The sequence below is a fragment of the Streptomyces sp. NPDC008238 genome (genome assembly GCF_042956445.1).
In the GTDB taxonomy this organism is placed as follows: Bacteria; Actinomycetota; Actinomycetes; order Streptomycetales; family Streptomycetaceae; genus Actinacidiphila.
On sequence record NZ_JBIBGK010000014.1, the window covers coordinates 102,483 to 126,831 of the forward strand.

Below are 24,349 nucleotides of genomic sequence, written 5' to 3' on the forward strand. Positions count from 1 at the left end.
GCACCGCCTTCGCGATGGTGCTCGCGGACGCCGGCGCCCAGGTGACCATGTGGGGCCGCCGCCCCGAGGTCGTCGAGGCCGTCAACAACACGCGCAGCAACCCGTTCTACCTCCCCGGTACCGAGCTGCCCGCGACGATCACCGCCACCACCGACCCCGCCGAGGCCGCCCGGGACGCGGAGTTCGTGATCCTCTCCGTACCGTCGCAGACGCTCCGCGGCAACCTGGCCGAGTGGCAGTCGCTGCTGCCCCGCGACTCGGTGCTGGTCAGCCTGATGAAGGGCGTCGAACTCGGCACGGCCAAGCGGATGAGCGAGGTCATCGAGGAGGTCGCCAAGGCGGGCCCGGAGCGCGTCGCCGTGCTGTCCGGCCCCAACCTGGCCAAGGAGATCGCCGCGCGGCAGCCCGCCGCCAGCGTCGTCGCCTGCCGCGACGAGGCCGTCGCCAAGCGGCTGCAGGCCGCCAGCCACACCGCGTACTTCCGCCCGTACACCAACACCGACGTGGTCGGCTGCGAACTCGGCGGCGCGGTGAAGAACGTGATCGGCCTGGCGGTCGGCATCGCCGACGGCATGGGCCTGGGCGACAACACCAAGGGATCGCTGATCACGCGCGGCCTGGCCGAGACCACCCGGCTCGGCATCGCGCTCGGTGCCGACCCGCTGACCTTCTCCGGTCTCGCGGGCCTGGGCGACCTGGTCGCGACCTGCTCCTCGCCGCTGTCCCGCAACCACACCTTCGGTTTCAACCTGGGCAAGGGCATGACGCTGCAGGAGACCATCGCGGTCACCCGGCAGACCGCTGAGGGCGTCAAGTCCTGCGAGTCGGTCCTCGACCTGGCCCGCCGGCACGGAGTCGACATGCCCATCACCGAGACCGTCGTCGACATCGTGCACAACGGGAAGCAGCCGGTCGTCGCGGTCAAGGAGCTGATGTCGCGCTCCGCCAAGTCGGAACGCTGACGTCCGGAACGGTAAGGTCAACGCGACATGAGCATTCAGCCTTCTTCCCGCAAGCCGCGCGTCGCGGTCGTCTTCGGCGGACGCAGCTCCGAGCACGCCATCTCGGTCGTCACCGCAGGCGCCGTACTCAGCGCGATCGACCGCGACAAGTACGACGTGCTGCCGATCGGGATCACCACCGACGGCCGTTGGGCGCTCACCGCCGACGACCCGTCCCGGATGGCGATCGCCGACCGCGCGCTGCCGAGCGTCGAGCAGCTCGCCGAGTCCTCCGAAGGCTCGGTGGTGCTGCCGGTGGACCCGGCCAGCCGCGAGGTCGTCTACAGCGAGCCCGGCTCGGTGCCCAAGGTCCTCGGCGACGTCGACGTCGTCTTCCCCATGCTGCACGGCCCGTACGGCGAGGACGGCACCCTCCAGGGGCTGCTGGAGCTCTCCGGCGTGCCCTACGTCGGCTCCGGCGTGCTCGCCTCCGCCGTCGGCATGGACAAGGAGTACATGAAGCGGGTCTTCGTCTCCTTCGGCCTGCCGGTCGGCCCGTACGTCGTCATCCGCCCACGCGAGTGGGAGAACGACCCGGCCGCGGCCCGCGCGAAGGTCGTCGAATTCGCCGCCGACCACGGCTGGCCGGTCTTCGTCAAGCCCGCCCGCGCCGGGTCCTCGATGGGCATCAGCAAGGTCAACGACCTCGCCGGCCTGGACGAGGCGATCGAGGAGGCCCGCCGGCACGACCCCAAGGTGCTCGTGGAGTCGCTGCTGCGGGGCCGCGAGATCGAATGCGGTGTCCTGGAGTTCGAGGACGGTCCCCGCGCGTCGGTGCCCGCCGAGATCCCGCCGGTCACCGCGCACGACTTCTACGACTTCGAGGCGAAGTACATCGACTCCGCCGAGGGCGTCGTCCCCGCGCCGCTGACCCCGGAGCAGACCGCCGAGGTGCAGCGGCTCGCCGTGGCCGCCTTCGACGCGGCCTCCTGCGAGGGCCTGGTCCGCGCGGACTTCTTCCTGCAGGAGGACGGCGAGTTCGTGATCAACGAGATCAACACGATGCCGGGCTTCACGCCGATCTCCATGTACCCGCGCATGTGGCGGGAGAGCGGCGTCGGCTACGCGGAACTGGTGGACCGGCTGATCCAGGCCGCGCTGCGGCGCTCCACCGGCCTGCGCTGAGCCCGACCGGACGGGAGCCGTACCCCCGGTGCGTCAGAGCTCGGAGGGGATCGTCGTCTCCACCGCGTGCCCGAGGTCGGTCAGCGGATTGACCTCGGGCTTGTACCGGGCGGGTACCGTCACCTCGACGAAGGCCTTGCGGCCGGTCGTCGTGAAGCGGTAGCCGTCGCCGGTCGGCTCGACGAGCCAGCTGACGCCGTTGACCTCCACCGCGTCCGCGGTGGGGTTGTACGACGGGTTGCCCGGGGTCAGCATCTCGGGTCGCGGCACGCCGCAGCGCAGCACCACCGTAGGATCCCCCCAACCGGCGGTGAGGTCGGAGACGGGACGCACCGACCGCTTCGACAGGCCGTCGACCTTCCCCGGCAGCGCGTCGTGGAGCGCGCCGCACATCCGGGCGGCGGAGGCGGAGGGCGACGGAACGGCGACCCCGCCCGCGTCACCGCCGGAGGCGGAGATCCAGACCGCCGCCGCGGACACGCACGCGGCGGCGGACACGGAGACTAGCGCTACCCGGCGGTACATCACCCGCCGAGCCTACAGGGGGCCTACAGATGGACGACCGGACAGGTCAGGGTGCGGGTGATCCCCTCGACCTGCTGCACCTTCGCCACCACGAGGCGCCCGAGGTCGTCGACCGTGTCGGCCTGGGCGCGCACGATCACGTCGTACGGGCCGGTGACGTCCTCGGCCTGGATGACCCCGGAAATCTTGGAGATCACCTCCGCTACTGCCGAGGCCTTCCCTACCTCGGTCTGGATCAGAATGTACGCCTGTACCACGGAACCTCCAGGGCGGCTACGAGGATCATGTGGGAGGGAACGTCACGGTACCGCGTCGCCGCATGCCGCGGGGAGACCCGCGCGGTACCGGCCGTGCCGAAGCTGCCGCGCGAGCGCACACAGAAGGGGACCGGCCAGGTGAAGGGGACAGTCAGATGAAGGGCACCGTGGGCGAACTGGGGGAGTTCGGGCTCATCAGGGAGTTGACCGCCCGGCTCACCTCCAGCCCCGCCGTCCGGCTCGGACCGGGTGACGACGCGGCCGTGGTGGCGGCCCCGGACCGGCGGGTGGTGGCCACCACCGACGCGCTCGTGGAGGGGCGGCACTTCCGCCGCGACTGGTCCACCGCCTACGACGTGGGCCGCAAGGCCGCCGCGCAGAACCTCGCGGACATCGCCGCCATGGGCGCCGTGCCGACCGCGGTGCTGCTCGCCCTGGTCGTCCCGGCCGACCTGCCGGTGACCTGGCCGGTCGAGCTGATGGACGGCATCCGGGACGAGTGCCAGGTGGCCGGCGCGGCCGTGGTCGGCGGCGACGTCGTCCGCGGCGACACGATCATGCTCTCCATCACCGCACTGGGTGACCTGCGCGACCGCGAACCCATCACCCGATCCGGTGCCCGGCCCGGCGACGTCGTCGCCGTCACGGGCTGGCTGGGCTGGTCCGCGGCGGGACTCGCCGTCCTCTCCCGGGGGTTCCGCTCCCCGCGCGCCTTCGTCGAGGCCCACCGCCGCCCCGAACCGCCGTACCACGCCGGTCCCGCCGCCGCGGAACTCGGCGCGACGGCCATGACCGACGTCAGCGACGGGCTCGTCGCGGACCTCGGCCACATCGCCGCCGCCAGCGGGGTCGCCATCGACCTCTCCTCCGCCGACATCGACGTCCCGGCGCAGATGGCCGACATCGGCCAGGCCGTCGGGGTCGACCCGCTGCACTGGGTGCTGACCGGGGGAGAGGACCACGCGATAGTCGCCGCCTTCCCCCCGGACACGAAGCTGCCCGCCCGCTGGCGGGTCATCGGCCGGGTGGTGAAGGCCACCACGGCGCCCCAGGTCACCGTGGACGGCGCCCCCTGGGACAAGGCCGGCGGATGGGACCACTTCGGGGCCGAGTGACGGCGGCGACTAGATTCGGCCCATGACGATTCCACCGCGCGTGCTCACCGTCGCCGGCTCCGACTCCGGCGGCGGGGCGGGCATCCAGGCCGACCTGAAGACCATGCTCGCCCTCGGCGTCCACGGGATGAGCGTGGTCACGGCCGTCACGGCGCAGAACTCGCTGGGCGTCCAGGGCGCCTGGGAACTGCCCGTGGAGGCCGTACGGGCCCAGTTCCGCAGCGTCGTGGACGACATCGGCGTGCAGGCGGTCAAGACCGGGATGCTCGCCTCGGCCGGGCTCGTCACCGCCGTCGCCGAACTCCTCGCCCCGCTCGACGTCCCCGTGGTCGTCGACCCGGTCGGCGTCTCCAAGCACGGCGACCCGCTGCTCGCCGCCGACGCCGTCGAGGTCGTCAGGACCCGGCTGTTGCCGCTGGCCACCGTCGCCACCCCCAACCTGGACGAGGTGCGCCAGATCACAGGCGTCGTCGTGGACGGCGAGCCGGCCATGCGCGAGGCCGCGGCCGCCGTCCTCAAGTGCGGGCCCCGCTGGGCCCTGATCAAGGGCGGCCACCTCAGCGGCGACGCCGTCGACCTGCTCACCGACGGCAGCAGCGAGCACTGGCTGCGCGGCCCGCGGCATGACAACCGCCACACCCACGGCACCGGCTGCACCCTGGCCTCGGCCGTCGCCTCGTTCCTCGCCCGGGGGCTGGACGTCCCGGAGGCGGCCCACGCCGCCAAGGAGTACGTCACCGGCGCCATCGCGGCCGGCTTCCCGCTGGGCGGCGGGATCGGCCCCGTGGACCACGCCTGGCGGCAGCGCTGACGGATCCCGCCGGCCGACGTGCGGGAGGTCACAGCAGAAAGCCGGTCCACCCGAGGGTGGACCGGCTCCGGCAGCCGCAAGGCTGCGCTACGACGTCCTATGCGTCAGCGCGCGACCTTGCCGGCCTTGATGCACGAGGTGCAGACGTTGAGGCGCTTCGGCGTCCGACCGACCACGGCACGCACCGTCTGGATGTTGGGGTTCCAACGACGGCGAGTACGGCGGTGCGAGTGCGAGATGTTGTTGCCGAAGCCCGGCCCCTTGCCGCAGACGTCGCAGTTGGCAGCCACGGGTCACTCCAAAGACTTCAGATGCACTAACGGATAAATCCCGGCGGCGCCGTCGCCCGTCCAAGTGCATTGAAGGAGGACCGGTGGTGCCGTGGGACGGCCCGGGACAGCCCCGGGCAACCGGAGCAGCATACTACGACCGCTCCTGTCCCTCGAAATTACCATGGTCAGCGGTACGGGGCGGTCGCCCGGAGGGCCCCGGCGCTCAGTACGCTGCGTGCGGACACCTCCCCACCCCAGGTCCCCGGCCGCCCCCGCAGGAGGAACACGTGCCGCCGACGCTCGACCCCCCCGCGGTGCGCGCATGGTGCCGGCTGTCCCTCCAGGCACTGGGGCGGGCCCGCGAGGAGATCGACGCGATCAACGTCTACCCCGTCGCCGACGGGGACACCGGCACGAACCTCTTCCTGACCGTGGAGTCCGCCGCCCAGTCCGTGGACGCCGTCTTCGAGGGCCACGCCGCCTCGGGAAGCACCCCTGACCTCACCTCGTGCCTGCGCTCCATGGCGCACGGCGCGCTCATAGGGGCGCGCGGCAACTCCGGGACGATCCTGGCCCAACTGCTGCGCGGCATGGCCGAGGTCCTCACCGTGGACGCCGGCGACCTGCGTCCGGCCCTGCGCCGGGCCGCGGAGTCCGCGTACCAGGCGGTCGCGCACCCGGTCGAGGGCACGATGCTGACCGTCGCCACGGCCGCCGCGGAGGCCGCCTCCGCGGCGAGCGGCGGCGTCCACGAGGTGTCCCGGGCCGCGTACGAGGCGGCCCGCCTCGCGCTGGCGGCAACTCCGCGGCAACTGGCCGTCCTTGGTGACGCCGGTGTCGTCGACGCCGGCGGGCGCGGCCTCGTCGCCGTCCTGGGCGCCCTCGCTGACGCGGTCTCCGGGCAGGCCCCGATGGGCCCGCTCGACGACGCCCTGCGGGTGCCGCTGCCCAGGGGCGCGTCCCCGGTCGAGCCGTACGGCTGCGCTGCGGCGGGCGAGGGCGCGGACGGGGGCGACCCGCACGCGGTGCCCGGCGGGCCGGGCTTCGAGGTCATCTACCTCCTGGAGGCGCCCGATCGCGCCGTCCCCGCGCTGCGCACGCGGCTGGACCGGCTCGGCGACTCCCTGGTGGTCGTGGGCGGGGACGGGCTGTGGAACGTCCACGTGCACGTCGACGACGTGGGCGCCGCCATCGAGGCGGGGATCGAGGCCGGCCGGCCGTACCGCATCAAGGTCACGCACTTCGGGGACCAGGCGAGGGCGCTGGAGCGCGGGCGCCGCGGGACGAGCGGCGTGCACGGGACGAGCGGCGTCCACGGGGCGGGCGAACGGGGCGAGCGTGCGGTGCGTGCGGTCGTCGCCGTGGTGCGCGGCGAGGGCCTGGCCGCGCTCTGCGCCCGGGCCGGCGCCACCGTGGTCGCGGTACGGCCCGGGGAGCCGCCGGCGAGCGGCGACATCGCGGAGGCCATCCGCCGGGCCCACGCCCGCGAGGTCGTCCTGCTGCCCAACGACGTCGAACTGCGGCACGCGGTGGGCGCCGCGGCCGAACAGGCCCGCGCGGAGGGCGTCCGCGTGGCCCTCATCCCCACCCGGTCCGCGGTCCAGGGCATCGCGGCCATCGCCGTCCACGAGCCCACCCGGCGCTTCGACGAGGACGTCGTCGCCATGACCTCCGCGGCCGGCGCCACGCGCTACGCCGAGCTCGCCGTCGCGGAGGCCCAGTCCTGGACCATGGCCGGCGTCTGCCAGGGCGGGGACGTCCTCGGGCTCATCGACGGGGACGTCGCGGTGATCGGCGGGAACCTCGTGGAGACCGGGATCAACGTCCTGGACCGCATGCTCGCGGCGGGCGGGGAGATGGTCACCCTCGTCATCGGGACGGACGCGCCCGCGGACCTGGCGGACCGGCTCGAGGCGCACGTCCGCGACAGCCACCTCGCGGTCGACACGGTCGTCTACGACGGCGGCCAGGAGACGTGCCCGCTCCTGATCGGCGTGGAGTAGGCCCCGCTCGCCGGGCGGGGGCCGCCGTACATGAACGGCAGGCGCGGCCGTGCGGCCCGTCCGGTGACCATGTCGGCATCCTGCAACAGCCGTTCGACCGACGGGCGACGGTCGGGAGGCATTCCTCGGCACGGCCGGACAGCGCGTGCACAGTGGTCACGACGGCAACGTCACCCGCCGGGGGGGAACACGGCGGGACCGTACCGATGTGGGGGTAATCATGAACATGCGCATCCGCTCCGCCGCGGCCGTCGTGGTCGGCGCCCTGGCCCTGTCCGCTCTCGCGCTGCCGTCCGTCCAGGCGGCTCCCGCGGCCGCATCCGGCGGCACGCGGATATCCAACGTGATCGTCAACGGCGGCAAGTCCATCGTGGTCGACTCCTCGGGCAGGGCCTCCGTCACCGTCAAGCTCACGGCCTCCGACCCGGACGGCATCAGCGACGCGGGCGGGATCCTTTACCACGGCAAGGACGTCAACCACGACGACTGGGGCGTGGTGCTCCCCAGCTGCGGTGTGCACGCCGTCACCAGCTACACCTGCACCCTGGTGCTGAAGAGCACCTCGGACTACCGGCACTTCGGCGTGAGCAAGAACTCGCAGGCCGGCACCTGGAAGATGTGGGCCTACGCGAACGGCCTCAACAACGGGCACTACGTCCAGATCGACCCCGCCAAGACCTTCAAGGTGCTGCGCGCCACCAAGCTGACGGTCAACGCCACCCCGGAGCCGGTGAAGAAGGGCAAGACGATCACGATCACCGGCGCCCTGACCCTCGCGAACTGGGAGACGCACAAGTACGGCGGCTACGCCGGCCAGAAGGTCGTGCTGCAGTTCCGCAAGGCGGGCACGACCAACTACGTGAACGTCAAGGGCATCCCGTCGAGCAGGACGGGTTCGCTGAGGACCACGGTCAAGGCCGCCCAGGACGGCTACTACCGCTTCAGCTACGCCGGTTCGCCGACCGCCGCGCCCGTCGCCGTCGCGGGCGACTACGTCGACGTCAAGTGACCGGATGACAACGGTGTCCCGGGCGGCGCGCCCCAGGCGTCCGCCCGGGACACCCGGCGGCGACGCCCCACCGGCGGCCCGTGCGGCGCCGCGCGCAGCACTTTGTCGGCGGGGTGCGCAAAGATGGACGCGATGTCTGCTGCCCTTGACGAACCCCTCGCCCGATCCGTCGGCGGCCGCACCGCAAAGGTGTTCGCCGACCACCTCGACCTGCGCACGGTCGGGGACCTGCTGCACCACTACCCCCGCCGCTACGCCGAACGCGGCGAGCTGACCCGCCTGTCCGACCTCCCGCTCGACGAGCACGTCACCGTCGTCGCCCGGGTCGCCAAGGCGACGAAGAAGACGTACGGCGCGGGCAAGGCGCGCCTGGAGGTGGTCGTCACCGACGGTAGCGGTTCGCTGACGCTGGTCTTCTTCGGCCGGGGGGTGTTCAAGCCGGAGCACGATCTGCTGCCCGGCCGCCGCGGCATGTTCGCCGGCAAGGTGTCCGTGTTCAACCGGGCCCTGCAGCTGGCGCACCCCGAGTACCAGTTGCTGGACGCCGAGGACAGCGAGGAGGCCGTGGACGCCTTCGCGAACCGGCTGATCCCGATCTACCCGGCGGTCAAGCAGGTCAACTCGTGGACGATCGCGAAGACCGTGGACACCGTGCTCACCTCCCTGGGGGCCACGCAGTGGGCCGGCACGGGCGAGCCGCTGCCCGCCGCGCTGCGGGAGACGCGGGGGCTCGCGCCGCTGCCTGAGGCGCTGGAGAAGATCCACCGCCCGCGGTCCAAGGCCGACATCATGGTCGCCAAGGAGCGCCTGAAGTGGGACGAGGCGTTCGTGCTGCAGGTGGCCCTCGCGCGGCGCAGGGCGGCGGACGACGCGCTGCCGGGCGTACCGCGCGTCCCCGCGGAGGACGGGCTGCTGAAGGCGTTCGACGCCCGGCTGCCGTTCACGCTCACCGAGGGCCAGGAGACGGTGTCGGCGGAGATCTTCGCGGACCTCGCGACGGACCACCCGATGCACCGGCTGCTCCAGGGCGAGGTGGGTTCCGGCAAGACGATGGTGGCGCTGCGCGCCATGCTCGGCGTGGTCGACGCGGGCGGTCAGGCCGCGATGCTGGCGCCGACCGAGGTGCTGGCGCAGCAGCACCACCGCTCGATCACGGAGATGATGGGCGACCTCGCCGAGGGCGGCATGCTCGGCGGCTCGGACCTGGGCACCAAGGTCGTGCTGCTGACGGGTTCCATGGGGGCCGCCGCCCGCCGCCAGGCACTGCTGGACCTGGTGACCGGCGAGGCCGGGATCGTCGTGGGCACGCACGCGCTGATCGAGGACAAGGTGCAGTTCCACGACCTGGGCCTGGTCGTGGTCGACGAGCAGCACCGTTTCGGCGTCGAGCAGCGCGACGCGCTGCGCGGCAAGGCCAAGCAGCCGCCGCACCTGCTGGTGATGACGGCGACGCCGATCCCGCGCACGGTCGCGATGACCGTCTTCGGTGACCTGGAGACCTCCGTGCTGGACCAGCTGCCGGCCGGGCGTTCGCCGATCGCCACGCACGTCGTGCCGGCGAAGGACAAGCCGCACTTCCTGTCGCGCGCCTGGGAGCGGGTGCGCGAGGAGGTCGAGAACGGCCACCAGGCGTACGTGGTGTGCCCGCGGATCGGCGACTCGGACGACGAGGCGGACGCGTCGAAGAAGACCGCGGAGGACGAGGCGGAGCGGCGGCCGCCGCTGGCGGTGCTGGAGACCGCCGAGCAGCTGGCCAAGGGGCCGCTCGTGGGGCTCCGGGTGGAGGTCCTGCACGGGAGGATGCAGCCGGAGGCGAAGGACGACGTGATGCGCCGCTTCGCCGCCGGCGAGGTCGACGTGCTGGTGGCGACCACGGTGATCGAGGTCGGCGTCAACGTGCCGAACGCCACCGCCATGGTGATCATGGACGCGGACCGCTTCGGCGTCTCGCAGCTGCACCAGTTGCGCGGCCGGGTCGGCCGTGGTTCGGCGGCGGGACTGTGCCTGCTGGTGTCCGAGATGCCGGAGGCGACCTCGGCTCGCGCCCGGCTGGACGCCGTGGCCGGGACGCTGGACGGCTTCGAGCTGTCGCGCATCGACCTGGAACAGCGGCGTGAGGGCGACGTGCTGGGCCAGGCCCAGTCCGGGACGCGGTCGTCGCTGCGCATGCTGACGGTGATCGACGACGAGGACGTGATCGCGGCGGCCCGCGAGGAGGCCACCTCGCTGGTCGCCGCGGACCCCGAACTGGCCGGTCAGCCGGATCTGCGCAGCGCGCTGGAGAGCCTGGTCGACGCCGACCGCGAGCAGTACCTCGACAAGGGCTGACGGGCCGTCATTGTCAGTGCCCCCTGGGAGAATGGACACAGTCCGCGCCGATCCGCTCGGGAATCGGCGTAGTTGGACCTTTGGGGGCTGATTTCATGTCGTTCCGTCATCTGAACGAACTGCCGCTCGGTGAGAAGGTCTTCCGGATCGAGCTCTCCAGCGACGACGACACCACCGTCACCCTGACCCTGGCCGGCTGGTCCGAGGACGACCCGGACACCCTCCTCGCCTCCGGCACCCTCACGCTGCCGCTGACCGACGTCCCGTCCCTGCGCATCGCCCTCAACCGCGCGCTGCGCGCCCTCGCGCTCGTGGCCGACGTGTCCGAGCCCATCCCCGACCGTGACGTGCTGCGCGAGCTGTTCCCGGGGCACGGCGCGCCCTGGGTGCCGCAGCACGAGGAGGAGCTGGTCCGCCGGTTCCACGACGGCGAGTCCATCGCCCGCGTGGCCGCCCGCTTCGGCCGCACGCCCGACTCCGTCCGGACGAAGCTGCGTGAGCTCGGTCACGACCCGCGCCGCCCCGAGTACTGCCCGCCCGACGGCTGCCTGTCCTGGTCGCGTTACGCCTCGCCCGCGCTCGTCGGGACGGTGGCGGGCTCCCCCCTGCCGGAGGCCGGGGACGAGCAGGGCCGGGACTGACCTACGTATCGTGGGGGAGCGGCGCCGCGCAGGCGCCGTTCCGCCCGCCCACGAGACGAGTGAGCCGCAGATGACCCGCGTGATCGCCGGAGCCGCCGGTGGCCGCCGCCTGGCCGTTCCGCCCGGCAACGGAACCCGACCCACCTCCGACCGGGCGAAGGAGGGGCTGTTCTCCACCTGGGAGTCGCTGCGCGGCGCCCTGCACGGCGCGCGGGTCGCCGACCTGTACGCGGGATCGGGCGCCGTCGGCCTGGAGGCGCTCTCGCGCGGCGCCGCGCACGTACTGCTGGTCGAGGCCGACCCCCGCGCCGCCCGGGTCATCCGGGAGAACGTCCGCCACCTCGGGCTGCCCGGGGCCGAGGTGCGGGCCGGCAAGGCCGAGAAGGTGATCGCGGGAGAACCCCCGGCGCAACCGTACGACCTGGTGTTCCTGGACCCGCCGTACGCCGTCACCGACGACGAGCTCCGCGAGATCCTGCTCACACTCCGCACCCAGGGCTGGCTGGACGCCGACGCCGTCGCCACCGTGGAGAGGAGCACCCGCGGCGGGGAATTCCGCTGGCCCGAGGGGTACGAAGGGATCAGGGCCCGCCGGTACGGCGAAGGGACGCTTTGGTACGGTCGCGCCGCCGACGTTACTGACGCGTCATGAACCACCCGCAGAACCCTCAGAGCGAGGAGTCACCGTTGCGCCGCGCAGTCTGCCCCGGGTCCTTCGACCCCGTCACCAATGGACACCTCGACATCATCGCCCGAGCCTCGCGCCTGTACGACGAGGTCTACGTGGCCGTGATGATCAACAAGTCGAAGCAGGGCCTCTTCCCGATCGAGGAGCGCATCGCCCTCATCGAGGAGGTCACCGCCGAGTACGGCAACGTGCGCGTGGAGGCCTTCCACGGCCTGCTGGTGGACTTCTGCAAGCAGCGCGACATCCCCGCCATCGTGAAGGGCCTGCGCGCGGTCAGCGACTTCGACTACGAGCTGCAGATGGCCCAGATGAACAACGGGCTGTCCGGCGTGGAGACCCTGTTCGTCCCCACCAACCCCACCTACAGCTTCCTGTCCTCCAGCCTCGTCAAGGAGGTGGCGCAATGGGGCGGCGACGTCGCGCACTTGCTGCCGCCCGTCGTGCTGGAGGCCCTCAAGAAGAAGCTCGGGCAGCAGTAGAGTCTGGGACGTGGACGTCCAGAAGAAGCTCGACGAGATCGTGGCCGCCGTGGAGGCCGCCCGGTCCATGCCGATGTCGGCCTCCTGCGTGGTCAACCGTGCCGACCTGCTCGCCATGCTCGAAGACGTGCGGTCGGCGCTGCCCGACTCGCTCTCCCAGGCCCAGCAGCTGCTGGGCGGGCGGGAGCAGATGGTCGAGGAGGCCCGGGCCGAGGCTGGCCGGATCATCGGGGCCGCGCACGCGGAACGCGGTTCGCTGATCTCCGACACCGAGATCGCCCGCCGCTCCCAGCAGGAGGCCGAGCGCATCGTCACGGAGGCGCAGCGCGAGGCCACCGAGATCCGCGCCGAGGCCGACGACTACGTCGACAGCAAGCTCGCCAACTTCGAGGTCGTGCTGACCAAGACCATCGGCTCGGTGGACCGCGGCCGCGAGAAGCTGCTGGGCCACGGCCCGGCCCTCGACGAGAACGGCTACCCGTACGAGGACGACGACGCGCCGGAGCGCAGCGGCGACCCCGAGACGCTCCGCCGCCGCGCCGACGAGTACGTGGACGCCAAGCTGGGCGCCTTCGAGGCGGTCCTCAGCAAGACCCTGGAGGCCGTCGGCCGCGGCCGCCTGAAGCTCACCGGCCACCGCCCCATCGACGAGCTGGGCGACCACCTCGCCCACGACACGGACGCCGAGGGCCAGGTCCCCGGCCAGTCCGACGCCGAGTACCTCGCGGGCCTGGCCGCCCCCGTGGCGCCCGGCGACTACCAGTACGACCCGAACGCCGTGCAGCAGCCCGACTACGGCTATCAGCAGCACGACCCGTACCAGCAACAGCAGCAGGTCCAGCAGCCGGACCCGTACCAGCAGCAGGGCCAGTACGCCGACCCGTACGCCGCGCAGCCGCAGCAGGCGTACTACGACCCGAACTACGGCTGGCAGCAACCGCAGCAGCCGCAGCAGACCGGCTACGAGCAGCAGCACTACGCCCCGCAGCAGCACCAGCAGGGCCAGGGCGCGGCGCTGGACGAGACGAGCTTCTTCGACACCAGCATGATCGACCTGAACCGCCTGCGGGAGCTGGAGCAGGAGCGCGGTTTGGGCTGAGCCCGGGGGACCGGTATCCTGATCCCTCAGCCGTGTGATCCCCGGCGCTTTGGCGTGCCCGCCGTCGTCCCGACGGGCCCGCACCACCGGACCGAAGAAAGCAGGAGCCCTGAACACCCGCCTCGACCACCGCAACCCGCTCGTGTTCGACACGCACGAGCTGGGTCGTCGTCCTGGGGCGATGAAGAAGGTCTCCCGCTCGGTGCCGGCCCCCAAGGACATGGGCATCGAGGTCATCGGTGTCCGCGAGGGCACGGAGATCACGCTGGACCTCCGCCTGGAGTCGGTGATGGAGGGGGTGCTCGTCACGGGCACCGCCCGCGCACCGCTCTCGGGGGAGTGCGTAAGGTGTCTGGAACCGGTCGAGCGCGAGCTCGAGACGGACTTCCAGGAGATGTACTCCTACCCCGACGCCGACACCCGGACCGGTGGGCACCACGGTGCCGCCGACGCCGGTGACGACGCCGAGGAGGAGGACACTCTGTTCCTCGAGGGCGACCTGCTCGACCTCGAGCCCGTGCTGCGGGACGCGGTGGTTCTCGAACTGCCGCTGCAGCCGGTGTGCCAGGACGACTGTCCCGGCCTGTGCTCCGACTGCGGCGCGCGGCTGGCGGACGACCCGGACCACCACCACGAGGTCACCGACATCCGTTGGGCGGCCCTGCAGGAAATCCAGCTGAGCGGTGCCGAGGACGGCGCCGACGAGAACCAGGAGAAGTAGCCGTGGCTGTTCCCAAGCGGAAGATGTCGCGCAGCAACACGCGCCACCGCCGTTCGCAGTGGAAGGCTGCGCCCGTGAGCCTGGTGGCGTGCGAGCGCTGCCACGAGCCGAAGCAGCAGCACATCGCGTGCCCGAGCTGCGGCACCTACAACCGTCGTCAGGTCCTCGAGGTCTGATCGGCGGGTGAGGGGCTCCATGTCGTCAGACGGCGCAACGTCGACGGACGCCGGTAAGGCAGCCTCGTCCCCCGCGGTTCTGGAAGGGCGGCTCGGGTACACACTCGAACCCGCCCTTCTGGTGCGTGCGCTGACCCACCGCTCGTACGCGTACGAGAACGGTGGTCTGCCCACCAACGAGCGCCTGGAGTTCCTCGGGGACTCCGTGCTCGGCCTGGTGGTCACGGACACGCTCTACCGCACGCACCCGGACCTCCCGGAGGGCACGCTCGCCAAGCTCCGGGCCGCGGTGGTGAACTCCCGTGCCCTGGCCGACGTCGGCCGCGGCCTCGACCTGGGCAGCTTCATCCGCCTCGGCCGGGGCGAGGAGGGCACGGGCGGCCGGGACAAGGCGTCCATCCTCGCGGACACCCTCGAGGCGGTGATCGGCGCGGTCTACCTGGACCAGGGCCTGGACGCCGCGTCGGAGCTGGTGCACCGGCTCTTCGATCCGCTGATCGAGAGGTCCTCCAACCTCGGTGCGGGACTGGACTGGAAGACCAGCCTCCAGGAACTCACCGCGGGCGAGGGACTCGGTGTCCCGGAGTACGTGGTCTCCGAGACCGGACCCGACCACGAGAAGACCTTCACGGCTGCCGCCCGCGTCGGTGGTGTCGAGTACGGCACCGGCACCGGCCGCAGCAAGAAGGAAGCGGAGCAGCAGGCCGCCGAGTCCGCCTGGCGCGACATCCGCGCCAAGCGCGACGCGAACGGCACTGTCGCGAGCTGAACCCGTCAGGCCCGTCCGGCCGGCCCCCGAGGCCGCCCGGACGGGCCTTGCGGTTCCCCGGGCGGGGAACCGCTGTCCGAGAGGAGCGCACCGCGTGCCGGAGCTGCCCGAGGTCGAAGTCGTACGCCGGGGCCTGGACCGCTGGGTGAGCGGCCGTACGGTCGCCCGGGCCGAGGTGCTGCACGCCCGTGCCGTGCGCCGCCACCTCGCGGGCGGCGCGGACTTCGCCGCCCGGCTGGAGGCGCAGACCTTCGGTCCCGCCCTGCGCCGCGGCAAGTACCTGTGGCTGCCCCTGGCGGACTCCCCGCTGGCACTCCTCGGCCACCTCGGCATGAGCGGCCAGCTGCTCGTCCAGCCCGAGGACGCGCCCGCGGAGACCCACCTGCGGATCCGGATCGGCTTCGAGGACGACCTCGGCACGGAGCTGCGCTTCGTCGACCAGCGCACCTTCGGCGGCCTGTCGCTGCACGAGTGCGTACCCGGCGACCCCGAGCGGCTGCCGGTGCCCCTGTCGCACATCGCCCGGGACCCGCTCGACCCCCGCTTCGACGACTCGGCCTTCCACACCGCGCTGCGCCGCCGCCGCACCACGATCAAGCGGGCGCTGCTGGACCAGTCCCTGATCAGCGGGGTCGGCAACATCTACGCCGACGAGGCGCTGTGGCGCACCAAGCTGCACTACGAGCGGCCGACCGCGACCCTGACCCGGCCGGTCACCACCGAACTGCTCACCCACATCCGCGAGGTCATGACCGACGCCCTCGCCGCCGGCGGCACGAGCTTCGACAGCCTGTACGTCAACGTCAACGGGGAGTCCGGCTACTTCGACCGCTCCCTGGACGCCTACGGCCGCGAGGACGAGCCCTGCCGCCGCTGCGGCACCCCGATCCGCCGCCGCCCCTGGATGAACCGGTCGAGCTACTTCTGCCCCCGCTGTCAGCGACCGCCGCGCACCGCGGCCGGCGCCACCGCGCTCGTCGTCCGCTCGTCGTAGCTCCGCTGCGCCGTCAGCACCTCGGGCATCCGCGACTCCACGAGCTCGATCAGCGCGAGCAGCCGCTCGGCCGTGTCCCGGCCCAGCGGCGTCAGGCTGTAGTCGACGCGCGGCGGGTTGGTGGGCCGGGGCTCGCGGCGCACGAGGCCGTCCCTTTCGAGCGCGTGCAGGGTCTGCGAGAGCATCTTCTCGCTGACTCCGTCGACACGGCGGCGCAGCTCGTTGAACCGCAGTGCCCCGCCGGCCAGCGCACCCAGCGCCAGCGAACCCCACCGGCCGGTCACGTGCTCCAGCGTGGGGCGCGACGGGCAGGAGCGGGCGAACACGTCGAACTCCAGGGCCTCCGGCCCGGCACCACCGCTGCCGCCGGGGGCGTCACAGGTACGCGCGGACGTCTCCATGGGCGGGAGCGTACCCGCCAGCGGCACACCCCATGGGTCGCGCTGCGCCTCGGCGGGGACCCGCCGTGAGCCCCTGCCGTGAACCCCCGGCGCGCCCCGGGCCGTACGGCGCACAATGGGCGGATGCTTCCCGACGGCCCGCCCTCCCCGGCGTCCCCGGCTCCTCCGCCCGGCCCCGCCGCCACGTACGCCGAGACCGCCGAGCCGCAGGCGGAGGTCCCGCTGCTCGGCGGTGACGTGACCGAGGGCGTCGTCCGCGTCGGCGACACCGTCCGCCGCCCGACCGGCGCCCACAGCCCCCTGGTACACGCCCTGCTCCGTCACCTGGAGGACGCCGGATTCCCCGGCGCCCCGCGCCTGCTCGGCATCGACGCCGCCGGCCGCGAGGTGCTGACCTACGTCACGGGCGAGGTCGCCGGACGTCCGCGGCCCGCCTGGATCGCCGACGAGGACCGCCTCGTCTCGGTCGGCCGCCTCGTCCGTGCCTACGACGACGCGGCCGCCGGCTTCACCCCGCCGGAGGGCGTCGGAGCCCCGTCCGGTCCCGTCCCGCACCCGGACATGCCACCCGCACCCGACCACCCCGCCGAGCTGATCGGCCACATGGACTTCACGCCCGACAACATCGTCTTCCGGGACGGCCGGGCCGCCGCGCTCATCGACTTCGACCTGGCCAAGCCCGTCCCCAGGGTCGAGGAGATCCACAACGCGATGCTCTACTGGGCCCCGATCGGCGACCCCGCCGACGCCGACCCCCACCTGCGCGGCGTCGACGTCCCCCGCCGCTGCCGCCTCCTCGCCGACGCGTACGGGATGTCCGGCGCCGACCGCGGCCGCCTGCTGGAGGTCGCCGTGCTGCGGGCGCGCCGCGCGTGGTTCTCCATGAAGCTGATGGCCGAGACCGAGGGCGGCGGCTGGGCCCGCATGTGGCACGAGGGGCTCGGCGACCAGATCAAACGCCGCGAGGCCTGGCTCGAGCGCCACGGCACCTCGATCGAGGCGGCACTCACCGCCCCGTAGCGCCGACACCGCACGGCCGCACCCCCACCCCACGGCCGCGTCCCGCGGCACCACGTCCCTCCCGACCACACCCACCACTACGCGGCCGAAGCCGCCGCCGTTCAACGGCGCGCCCCCGGCGCAGCAACCCGCTCGGGACAGTCCGTCCTGGCGATCAGGCTGCGCCCGTGTGGAAAGAAGTTGCCGTCGGAGCTCTGCCCAGCGCCGGACTCCGACCGCCTGTGGACAGGCTCGCTCTCGCTGAGGCGGAACGGCGCCTCGGCCGAGGTCTGCCCGCTCCCCTGGCGGCCCTGCTGTTGGAGACCAACGGGGTGGTCGGCACCTACGGGAAGGACGTCGTCTGGTCCCTGGACCGGATCGTGCAACAGAACCTGCTGTTCTGGTCTCCCGATGCCTTCCCGGGCCTCTACATGCCCTTCGATCCCCTGTTGTTCTTCGGCGACAACAGCGGGGGTGACCAGTTCGCCTTCGTGGTGACGCCTGACCGTCCGGACATCTTCGTGTGGGCCCACGAGGACGACAGCCGGCTGTGGGCCGCCCGGGACCTGGAGGACTACCTCAACCGTTCCCTGGCAACCGGCGCCGACTGGTATCGGTAGCCACAAGGCCGCGAGCGCACCCGCTCGCGAATCGAGCGGCCGACGGTTGTCAGCGAGGATTTCCGGTCGTGCAAGACCAGTGATCGCTTCGCTTAGTCTCTTGGAATGGAGGACTCCGAGGCGTTCCGCATAGCGGTCAGAGCACAAGCAACGGCCATGCTGGACGGCGTTGCTTCTCCGTACGAACTGGCGTTGGAGATGTGGGGTTTCGCCATGGGTGAGTGGCCTGGGGCCGACGGAGACGAAGCGTGTTTCTCGCTGCATCTCATGTGGGGCGCGCTGACGGATTGGGTCGAGCTCCGGCCGGCGGAAACGGATCAAGCCGAGGCGCACATGATCACGGCGGCCCGTGAGTGGCTGACCATCGAAGGTGACCGGCAGGCCGAAGCCGAGTACTTCGATCATTGGGTCCACGACATTCTCGGATACGAGCGTCAGGCTTTGGTGGCGGATCAATAGGCGATCTTGAAAACCGTCGCGGCAGCGATATCCCCTGGGCGCGAGAACGGTAAGAGCCACGCACGCACGAGGGCCGCCGTCGATCTCGGTCCCGGAAGGAAACCTGTGATCGACGACGGCCCGCCGCGAGCTACCTGACCTGCGACTGCCTCTGCCTCAGTAGCCGAAGTCCTGCGTCCACCAGGGGCCGCCCTCGCCGAACACCGCGCCGACGCCGATCTTCTTGAAGTCGCAGTTGAGGATGTTCGCGCGGTGGCCGTCGCTGTTCATCCAGGCGTACATGACCTCCTCGGCCGTCGCCTGGCCGCGGGCTATGTTCTCGCCGCCGAGGTCCTTGACGCCCGCCTGGGCCGCGCGGTCCCAGGGGTCGTCGCCGTCGGGGTCGGTGTGGTCGAAGAAGCCCCGGGCGGCCATGTCGGCACTGAAGTCGGAGGCGAGCTCGGAGAGCTTCTTGTCGGCGTGCAGCGGCTGGCAGCCGGCGGTGGCCCGGACGGTGTTCACCAGGGCCAGGACGGAGACCTCGGCGACGCTCTGGTCGCCGTCCTCCACCTCCTCGTCGCCGCCCGGCACGGTGGTGGCCGCGGGCAGGGACGGGATGGTGGCCGGCGCGGAGGACGCGGAGGGCTGGGGCGCGGCGGGCGTGGTGGGGACCTCGACCGGGGCGGAGCTCGGTGCGGAGGGGGTCGGCGTCGTGGCGGTCACGGGTGCCGACGGCGCCGCCGGGGGCGCGGTCGTACGGGCGTCCCCGCGGCTCGCGGGGGCCGAGGTGTCGCGGTCGGCGGGCACGGCGCCGACGTCCTGGGGGCTCGCGGTGTTCGGCAGCCCGGCGGCCTGGACCTGGCCGGGAGCGTCGTCATGGTACGCGAACCCGCCGGAACCGTCCGGCGAGGGAAGCAGTCCGCTGGAGACGCCGATCGCACCGACGGCCAGCGCGGCGGAGGAGGCCAGCAGCCCGGTGCGCACCGGGTTCTGCTTGCGCCGCCGGGCCCTGCTGCTCTGCCCGCGGTGGCGCGGCGCCTCCGAGAACGGCGCCGGCTCGGAGGCTGTACGGCTGTGGCGGCCCATCCGGTGCAGTCCTTTATGTCGACGGTGTTCACCCGAACGGGTGAGTCCTGTTGCGGCGCGACTGTACCGAAAGACAGGCGGGGCCGGTGTGAACCCTGTGCAACTGGCGGGTTAGCGTGCTTCCATGAACGACGCTGTCCGACTCACGGCCTGGGTGCGAGGCCGAGTACACCAAGTGGGTTTCCGCTGGTGGACGCGGGCGAACGCGCTGGAGATCGGTGGGCTCGACGGCTATGTGAGCAATCTCTCGGACGGACGTGTGCAGATCGTGGCCGAAGGCGACCGGTCCCACTGCGACCGACTGCTCGACTGGCTGCGGACCGGCGACACGCCCGGCCGCGTCGACGGCGTGACCGAGATCTGGGGCGAGCCGCGCGGTGGCTACGAGGGCTTCGCGATCCGCTGAGGCACCGCCCGCCGCACCGCCCCGTCCTCGCAGGTGAGGGCCGGGCGACAGACCACCGGCATTCTCACGTGGCAAGAGCGGTAAGGAGGTTGCCATTTCGCGCACCACGTGCGAGGCTGCCGACAACGAGGACGCGGTGATCTTCGGGGAGCGGTTGACGGCCCCGTCCTCCACGCCACGCGGGACGCCCGCGGCGCCGTTCTCGCGCCGTGCTTTCTTAGGCGCACCCGACGACCGGGCTGTGATCGTGTTGACCGTCCAACCATTTGGTGAGACGCTGGAAGCCCCGCGCACCGCAGCTGTAGGCATGGCAAAGGGCAGCTTCGGCGCACACGGCGCGGGTGCCTCTAACCCCTCACAAACGACCCACACCGCTCCCCGGTCGGTCACTCAGCGTGGAGGACCATCCATCATGGCAAAGGCGCTTCTCGGTTACGTCGGCGGCCCCGACCCTCGACTCCTCGCCGAGATGCGAAGGCTGCAGCAGCGTGTCCAGGACCTGGAAACCGAGCTCGTACGGATCCAGGCCGAGAACGATGCGCTGGCCGCCGCCTCGCACGAGCTCGTCGACGTACCTCACGCGGAGCCGGTTCTCGCCTGACGCGGCCTTTCGGCCGGTCAAGTGGAAACGACTCCGTTTGGGAATGTGCAAGGGACGCCCCGGCGTCCCTTCGTCGTTTTCCGCCCCGTTGCCCTCCCATGATCTCCGCCCTTGCCTTGCATGTGCCCCCCGCATTCCTCGGTGAAACCGGGAGCGGGAGGTAGAGTCCAACGGCGTGCACCTCAAGAGCCTGACCCTGCGCGGGTTCAAGTCATTCGCCTCGGCGACGACACTGCGGTTCGAACCCGGAATCACCTGTGTCGTCGGCCCGAACGGTTCCGGCAAGTCCAACGTCGTGGACGCGCTGTCCTGGGTCATGGGCGAACAGGGCGCCAAGTCGCTGCGCGGCGGAAAGATGGAGGACGTGATCTTCGCCGGCACGACAGGGCGGCCGCCGCTCGGCCGCGCCGAGGTGTCGCTCACGATCGACAACAGCGACGGTGCCCTCCCGATCGAATACGCCGAGGTCACCATCACGCGGATCATGTTCCGCAACGGTGGCAGCGAATACCAGCTCAACGGTGACACCTGCCGTTTGCTGGACATCCAGGAACTGCTCTCCGACTCCGGTATCGGCCGCGAAATGCACGTCATCGTCGGTCAGGGACAACTGGATTCGGTGCTGCACGCCGATCCGATGGGCCGCCGCGCCTTCATCGAGGAGGCGGCCGGCGTCCTCAAGCACCGCAAGCGCAAGGAAAAGGCGCTGCGCAAGCTGGACGCCATGCAGGCGAACCTGGCCCGCGTCCAGGACCTGACGGCGGAGCTGCGCCGTCAGCTCAAGCCGCTGGGACGGCAGGCGCAGGTGGCCCGCCGGGCGGTGGTCATCCAGGCCGACCTGCGCGACGCCCGGCTGCGGCTGCTCGCCGACGACCTTGTCACCCTGCGGGACGCGCTGCGCTCCGAGGTCGCCGACGAGGCCGCGCTCAAGGAGCGCCGCGACGCCGTCGAGACGGACCTGGCGGCCGCCGTGCAACTGGAGGCGCGGCTGGAGGAGCAGGTCAGGGCGCTCGCCCCGCGCCTCGCCGACGCCCGGGCCACCTGGTACGGACTGTCGCAGCTGGCCGAGCGGGTCCGCGGCACCATCGGCCTGGCCGAGCAGCGCGTACGTCATGCCACCGCGCAGCCGACCGAGGAGCGGCGCGGCCGCGACCCGGAGGACATGGAGCGCGAGGCTGCCCGCATCCGCGAGCAGGAGGCGGAACTCACCGACGCCCTGGAGGCCGCGCAGCGCGCCCTGGACGACACCGTCGACCACCGCGCCGAGCTGGAACGCCGCCTCGCCGAGGAGGACAAGGCGCTCAAGGCCGCGGCCCGGGCCATCGCCGACCGCCGTGAGGGCCTGGCCCGGCTGCAGGGCCAGGTCAACGCCGCCCGCTCCAAGGCCGGGTCCGCCGAGGCCGAGATCGGCCGGCTGGCCGCGGCCCGCGACGAGGCGCGCGAGCGCGCCGAGTCCGCCCAGGAGGAGTACGAGGAACTGCGCGCCCGGGTCGAGGACCTGGACGCCGACGACTCCGAGCTCGACGAGCGCCTGGAAGCCGCCAAGGACGAGCAGGTCCGCGCCGACGAGGCGCACTCCGCCGCCCGCGAGGCCGCGACCGCCGCCGAACGCCGACGGGCCGCGCTCGCCGCCCGCCACGACGCCCTCGCCCTCGGCCTGCGCCGCAAGGACGGCACCGGCGCCCTGCTCGCCGCGGGCGACCGGCTGGCCGGGCTGCTCGGCCCCGCCGCCGAACTGCTCACCGTCGCCCCGGGCCACGAGGTGCCGGTCGCCGCCGCGCTGGGCGCCGCCGCCGACGCCGTGGCCTTCTCCGGCCCGTCCGCCGCCGCCGAGGCGCTGCGGCTGCTGCGCAAGGACGACGCGGGCCGCGCCGCGCTGCTGGTCGCCGGCGAGAGCGGCCCGCAGGAGCAGGCCGCCGAGGTGCCCGCGGGCGCGCGGGCCGCGGCCGCGCTCGTCAGCGGCCCCGACGAACTGCTCCCGGCCGTGCGACGTCTGCTGCGGGACCATGTCGTCGTGGAGAGCCTCGCCGAGGCCGAGTCACTGGTCGCCACCCACCCGCGGCTGATCGCGGTGACCGCGGAAGGCGACGTCCTCGGCGCCCACTTCGCGCACGGCGGCTCGGCCGGCGCCCCCAGCCTGCTGGAGGTCCAGGCCGCCGTCGACGAGGCGGCCGCCGAGCTGGAGGCGCTGGCCGGGCGCTGCGAGACGCTCGCGGAGGAGCAGGCCGCGGCCAAGGAACGCCGGGGGGCGGCCGCCCGGGTGGTCGACGAGCTGACGCAGCGTCGCCGGGCCGCGGAGAAGGAGAAGTCGGCCGTGGCCCAGCAACTGGGCCGGCTGGGCGGCCAGGCCCGCGCCGCGGCGGGGGAGGCGGAACGTTCTGCCGCCGCCGTGGGCCGCGCGGAGGAGTCGCTGGCGGCCGCCATAGAGGAGTTCGAGGAGCTCTCCTTCCGGCTGAGCGAGGCGGAGGCCGCCCCCGCCGACGAGGAGCCGGACACGTCCGTGCGGGACCGGCTGGCCGCCGACGGCGCCAACGCCCGCCAGACAGAGATGGAGGCCCGGCTCCAGGTCCGTACCCACGAGGAGCGGGTCAAGGGCCTGGCCGGACGCGCGGACGGCCTGGACCGCGCGGCCCGCGCCGAACGCGAGTCCAGGGCCCGGGCCGCCCGCCGCAAGGCGCGCCTGGAGTACGAGGCGCAGGTCTCCTCCGCGGTGCTGAAGGGAGCTCAGGGCCTGCTGGCGTACGTCCAGGTCTCGCTGGGGCGCGCGGACGAGGAGCGGGGCGCGGCCGAGCGCGCCAAGGCCGAGCGCGAGGCGGAGCTGGACACCGCCCGCCGCCGGGGCCGTGAGCTGAAGTCCGAACTGGACCGGCTGACCGACTCCGTCCACAAGGGCGAGGTGCTGGGCGCCGAGAAGCGCATGCGGATCGAGCAGCTGGAGGGCAAGGCGCTGGAGGAGTACGGCGTCGAGCCCGCGGGGCTGGTCGCGGAGTACGGGCCCGAGCAGCTCGTGCCGCCGTCGCCGCCCGCCGAGGGCGAGGTGCTGCCGGAGGACCCGGAGCACCCCCGCAACACGCCGCGCCCCTACCACCGGGGCGAGCAGGAGAAGCGGCTGAAGGCGGCGGAGAAGGCGTACCAGCAGCTGGGCAAGGTCAACCCGCTGGCGCTGGAGGAGTTCGCGGCGCTGGAGGAGCGGCACAAGTTCCTCTCGGAGCAGCTGGAAGACCTCAGGAAGACCCGGGCCGACCTGCTGCAGGTGGTCAAGGAGGTCGACGAGCGGGTCGAGCAGGTCTTCACCTCCGCCTACCACGACACCGCGCGGGAGTTCGAGGGCGTCTTCTCCCGGCTCTTCCCCGGCGGTGAGGGCCGGCTGATCCTCACCGACCCGGAGAACATGCTCACCACCGGTGTGGAGGTGGAGGCCCGTCCGCCGGGCAAGAAGGTCAAGCGGCTGTCGCTGCTGTCGGGCGGCGAACGCTCGCTGACCGCCGTGGCGCTGCTGGTGTCGATCTTCAAGGCCCGGCCGAGCCCGTTCTACGTGATGGACGAGGTCGAGGCCGCGCTGGACGACACCAACCTGCAGCGGCTGATCCGCATCATGCGGGAGCTGCAGGAGAGCTCGCAGCTGATCGTCATCACCCACCAGAAGCGGACGATGGAGGTCGCCGACGCGCTGTACGGCGTGTCCATGCAGGGCGACGGCGTGTCGAAGGTGATCAGCCAGCGCCTCAAGGCCTGATCGACCGCCGACTTCACGTGGTGAACGAAGAAGGGTCGTCGCCATCGCG

At 72.4% G+C, this 24,349-nt stretch carries 26 protein-coding genes; 21 read left to right on the forward strand and 5 right to left on the reverse strand.

Features of this window, described 5'->3' with window-relative positions:
• Positions 1-14: 14 nt before the first annotated feature.
• Positions 15-962 (forward strand): NAD(P)H-dependent glycerol-3-phosphate dehydrogenase, encoded by a 948-nt coding sequence (locus ACFZAU_RS25840; protein WP_499602741.1) that lies wholly within the window; start codon positions 15-17, stop codon positions 960-962.
• 27 nt (positions 963-989) lie between these two features.
• Positions 990-2,126 (forward strand): D-alanine--D-alanine ligase family protein, encoded by a 1,137-nt coding sequence (locus ACFZAU_RS25845; RefSeq protein WP_500554150.1) that lies wholly within the window; start codon positions 990-992, stop codon positions 2,124-2,126.
• Between the two features lie 33 nt (positions 2,127-2,159).
• Here ACFZAU_RS25845 and ACFZAU_RS25850 read toward each other — a convergent pair whose 3' ends face one another.
• Positions 2,160-2,624, reverse strand: a complete 465-nt coding sequence (locus ACFZAU_RS25850; RefSeq protein WP_499602218.1) for a DUF3515 domain-containing protein — start codon at positions 2,622-2,624, stop codon at positions 2,160-2,162.
• Positions 2,625-2,674: 50 nt separating this feature from the next.
• Positions 2,675-2,908 (reverse strand): Lrp/AsnC family transcriptional regulator, encoded by a 234-nt coding sequence (locus ACFZAU_RS25855; RefSeq protein ID WP_018562083.1) that lies wholly within the window; start codon positions 2,906-2,908, stop codon positions 2,675-2,677.
• A gap of 155 nt (positions 2,909-3,063) precedes the next feature.
• On the opposite strand from ACFZAU_RS25855, the gene ACFZAU_RS25860 reads away from it, so the two are divergent.
• Together ACFZAU_RS25860 and thiD are read left to right on the forward strand one after the other, a co-directional pair.
• Positions 3,064-4,023, forward strand: a complete 960-nt coding sequence (locus ACFZAU_RS25860; RefSeq protein ID WP_499602217.1) for a thiamine-phosphate kinase — start codon at positions 3,064-3,066, stop codon at positions 4,021-4,023.
• A 22-nt stretch (positions 4,024-4,045) separates the two neighbouring features.
• Entirely contained in the window at positions 4,046-4,834 is a 789-nt protein-coding gene (thiD, locus tag ACFZAU_RS25865) for a bifunctional hydroxymethylpyrimidine kinase/phosphomethylpyrimidine kinase (RefSeq protein WP_499602216.1), read from the forward strand.
• A 104-nt stretch (positions 4,835-4,938) separates the two neighbouring features.
• Here the strand turns inward: thiD and rpmB are convergent, their stop codons facing one another.
• Complete coding sequence (gene rpmB, locus ACFZAU_RS25870; RefSeq protein WP_014628431.1) at positions 4,939-5,124, reverse strand: 50S ribosomal protein L28; 186 nt, start codon at positions 5,122-5,124, stop codon at positions 4,939-4,941.
• A 269-nt stretch (positions 5,125-5,393) separates the two neighbouring features.
• On the opposite strand from rpmB, the gene ACFZAU_RS25875 reads away from it, so the two are divergent.
• From ACFZAU_RS25875 to mutM, 11 genes are all read left to right on the forward strand, one after another.
• On the forward strand, positions 5,394-7,109 hold the full coding sequence (locus ACFZAU_RS25875; protein WP_500554151.1) for a DAK2 domain-containing protein: 1,716 nt from the start codon (positions 5,394-5,396) through the stop codon (positions 7,107-7,109).
• Positions 7,110-7,329: 220 nt separating this feature from the next.
• Entirely contained in the window at positions 7,330-8,118 is a 789-nt protein-coding gene (locus ACFZAU_RS25880) for a calcium-binding protein (RefSeq protein ID WP_500554152.1), read from the forward strand.
• Between the two features lie 123 nt (positions 8,119-8,241).
• Complete coding sequence (gene recG / locus ACFZAU_RS25885; RefSeq protein ID WP_500554153.1) at positions 8,242-10,446, forward strand: ATP-dependent DNA helicase RecG; 2,205 nt, start codon at positions 8,242-8,244, stop codon at positions 10,444-10,446.
• A gap of 95 nt (positions 10,447-10,541) precedes the next feature.
• On the forward strand, positions 10,542-11,087 hold the full coding sequence (locus ACFZAU_RS25890) for a helix-turn-helix domain-containing protein (RefSeq protein WP_500465173.1): 546 nt from the start codon (positions 10,542-10,544) through the stop codon (positions 11,085-11,087).
• A 70-nt stretch (positions 11,088-11,157) separates the two neighbouring features.
• Positions 11,158-11,739, forward strand: a complete 582-nt coding sequence (rsmD, locus tag ACFZAU_RS25895; RefSeq protein WP_500554154.1) for a 16S rRNA (guanine(966)-N(2))-methyltransferase RsmD — start codon at positions 11,158-11,160, stop codon at positions 11,737-11,739.
• A 35-nt stretch (positions 11,740-11,774) separates the two neighbouring features.
• Entirely contained in the window at positions 11,775-12,254 is a 480-nt protein-coding gene (gene coaD / locus ACFZAU_RS25900; protein ID WP_499602207.1) for a pantetheine-phosphate adenylyltransferase, read from the forward strand.
• Between the two features lie 10 nt (positions 12,255-12,264).
• The gene (locus ACFZAU_RS25905; protein ID WP_500554155.1) at positions 12,265-13,353 is read left to right on the forward strand and encodes an ATP synthase subunit B family protein; all 1,089 of its coding nucleotides are present in this window, start codon (positions 12,265-12,267) and stop codon (positions 13,351-13,353) included.
• Between the two features lie 181 nt (positions 13,354-13,534).
• Positions 13,535-14,074 carry a YceD family protein gene (locus ACFZAU_RS25910; protein WP_500465176.1) on the forward strand — a complete coding sequence of 180 codons (540 nt, stop codon included), beginning with the start codon at positions 13,535-13,537 and terminating at the stop codon, positions 14,072-14,074.
• Positions 14,075-14,076: 2 nt separating this feature from the next.
• Entirely contained in the window at positions 14,077-14,250 is a 174-nt protein-coding gene (gene rpmF / locus ACFZAU_RS25915) for a 50S ribosomal protein L32 (RefSeq protein WP_026251550.1), read from the forward strand.
• Between the two features lie 19 nt (positions 14,251-14,269).
• Positions 14,270-15,019, forward strand: a complete 750-nt coding sequence (gene rnc / locus ACFZAU_RS25920) for a ribonuclease III (RefSeq protein ID WP_500554156.1) — start codon at positions 14,270-14,272, stop codon at positions 15,017-15,019.
• Positions 15,020-15,113: 94 nt separating this feature from the next.
• On the forward strand, positions 15,114-16,013 hold the full coding sequence (gene mutM, locus ACFZAU_RS25925) for a bifunctional DNA-formamidopyrimidine glycosylase/DNA-(apurinic or apyrimidinic site) lyase (RefSeq protein ID WP_500554157.1): 900 nt from the start codon (positions 15,114-15,116) through the stop codon (positions 16,011-16,013).
• On the opposite strand, the gene ACFZAU_RS25930 is transcribed toward mutM, so the two are convergent.
• Positions 15,956-16,414 (reverse strand): winged helix-turn-helix transcriptional regulator, encoded by a 459-nt coding sequence (locus tag ACFZAU_RS25930; RefSeq protein WP_500554158.1) that lies wholly within the window; start codon positions 16,412-16,414, stop codon positions 15,956-15,958. The genes mutM and ACFZAU_RS25930 overlap by 58 nt on opposite strands.
• 123 nt (positions 16,415-16,537) lie before the next feature.
• Here ACFZAU_RS25930 and ACFZAU_RS25935 point away from each other — a divergent pair, with 123 nt between their 5' ends.
• The 3 genes from ACFZAU_RS25935 to ACFZAU_RS25945 all read left to right on the forward strand — a co-directional run bounded on the left by ACFZAU_RS25935 (position 16,538) and on the right by ACFZAU_RS25945 (position 18,492).
• On the forward strand, positions 16,538-17,434 hold the full coding sequence (locus ACFZAU_RS25935) for a phosphotransferase (protein WP_500554159.1): 897 nt from the start codon (positions 16,538-16,540) through the stop codon (positions 17,432-17,434).
• Positions 17,435-17,655: 221 nt separating this feature from the next.
• The gene (locus tag ACFZAU_RS25940) at positions 17,656-18,033 is read left to right on the forward strand and encodes an SMI1/KNR4 family protein (RefSeq protein ID WP_500554160.1); all 378 of its coding nucleotides are present in this window, start codon (positions 17,656-17,658) and stop codon (positions 18,031-18,033) included.
• A gap of 105 nt (positions 18,034-18,138) precedes the next feature.
• A complete protein-coding gene (locus ACFZAU_RS25945) occupies positions 18,139-18,492 on the forward strand; it encodes a hypothetical protein (protein ID WP_500554161.1) in 354 nt (117 codons plus the stop codon).
• Between the two features lie 156 nt (positions 18,493-18,648).
• On the opposite strand, the gene ACFZAU_RS25950 is transcribed toward ACFZAU_RS25945, so the two are convergent.
• Positions 18,649-19,557 (reverse strand): CAP domain-containing protein, encoded by a 909-nt coding sequence (locus tag ACFZAU_RS25950; protein WP_500554162.1) that lies wholly within the window; start codon positions 19,555-19,557, stop codon positions 18,649-18,651.
• Positions 19,558-19,681: 124 nt separating this feature from the next.
• On the opposite strand from ACFZAU_RS25950, the gene ACFZAU_RS25955 reads away from it, so the two are divergent.
• From ACFZAU_RS25955 to smc, 3 genes are all read left to right on the forward strand, one after another.
• Positions 19,682-19,963, forward strand: a complete 282-nt coding sequence (locus ACFZAU_RS25955) for an acylphosphatase (RefSeq protein ID WP_026251710.1) — start codon at positions 19,682-19,684, stop codon at positions 19,961-19,963.
• 412 nt (positions 19,964-20,375) lie between these two features.
• Positions 20,376-20,564, forward strand: coding sequence for a hypothetical protein (locus tag ACFZAU_RS25960; protein WP_319131640.1), 189 nt, complete (start codon positions 20,376-20,378; stop codon positions 20,562-20,564).
• A gap of 175 nt (positions 20,565-20,739) precedes the next feature.
• Positions 20,740-24,300 carry a chromosome segregation protein SMC gene (gene smc, locus ACFZAU_RS25965; protein ID WP_500554163.1) on the forward strand — a complete coding sequence of 1,187 codons (3,561 nt, stop codon included), beginning with the start codon at positions 20,740-20,742 and terminating at the stop codon, positions 24,298-24,300.
• The last annotated feature ends 49 nt before the right edge of the window (positions 24,301-24,349 follow it).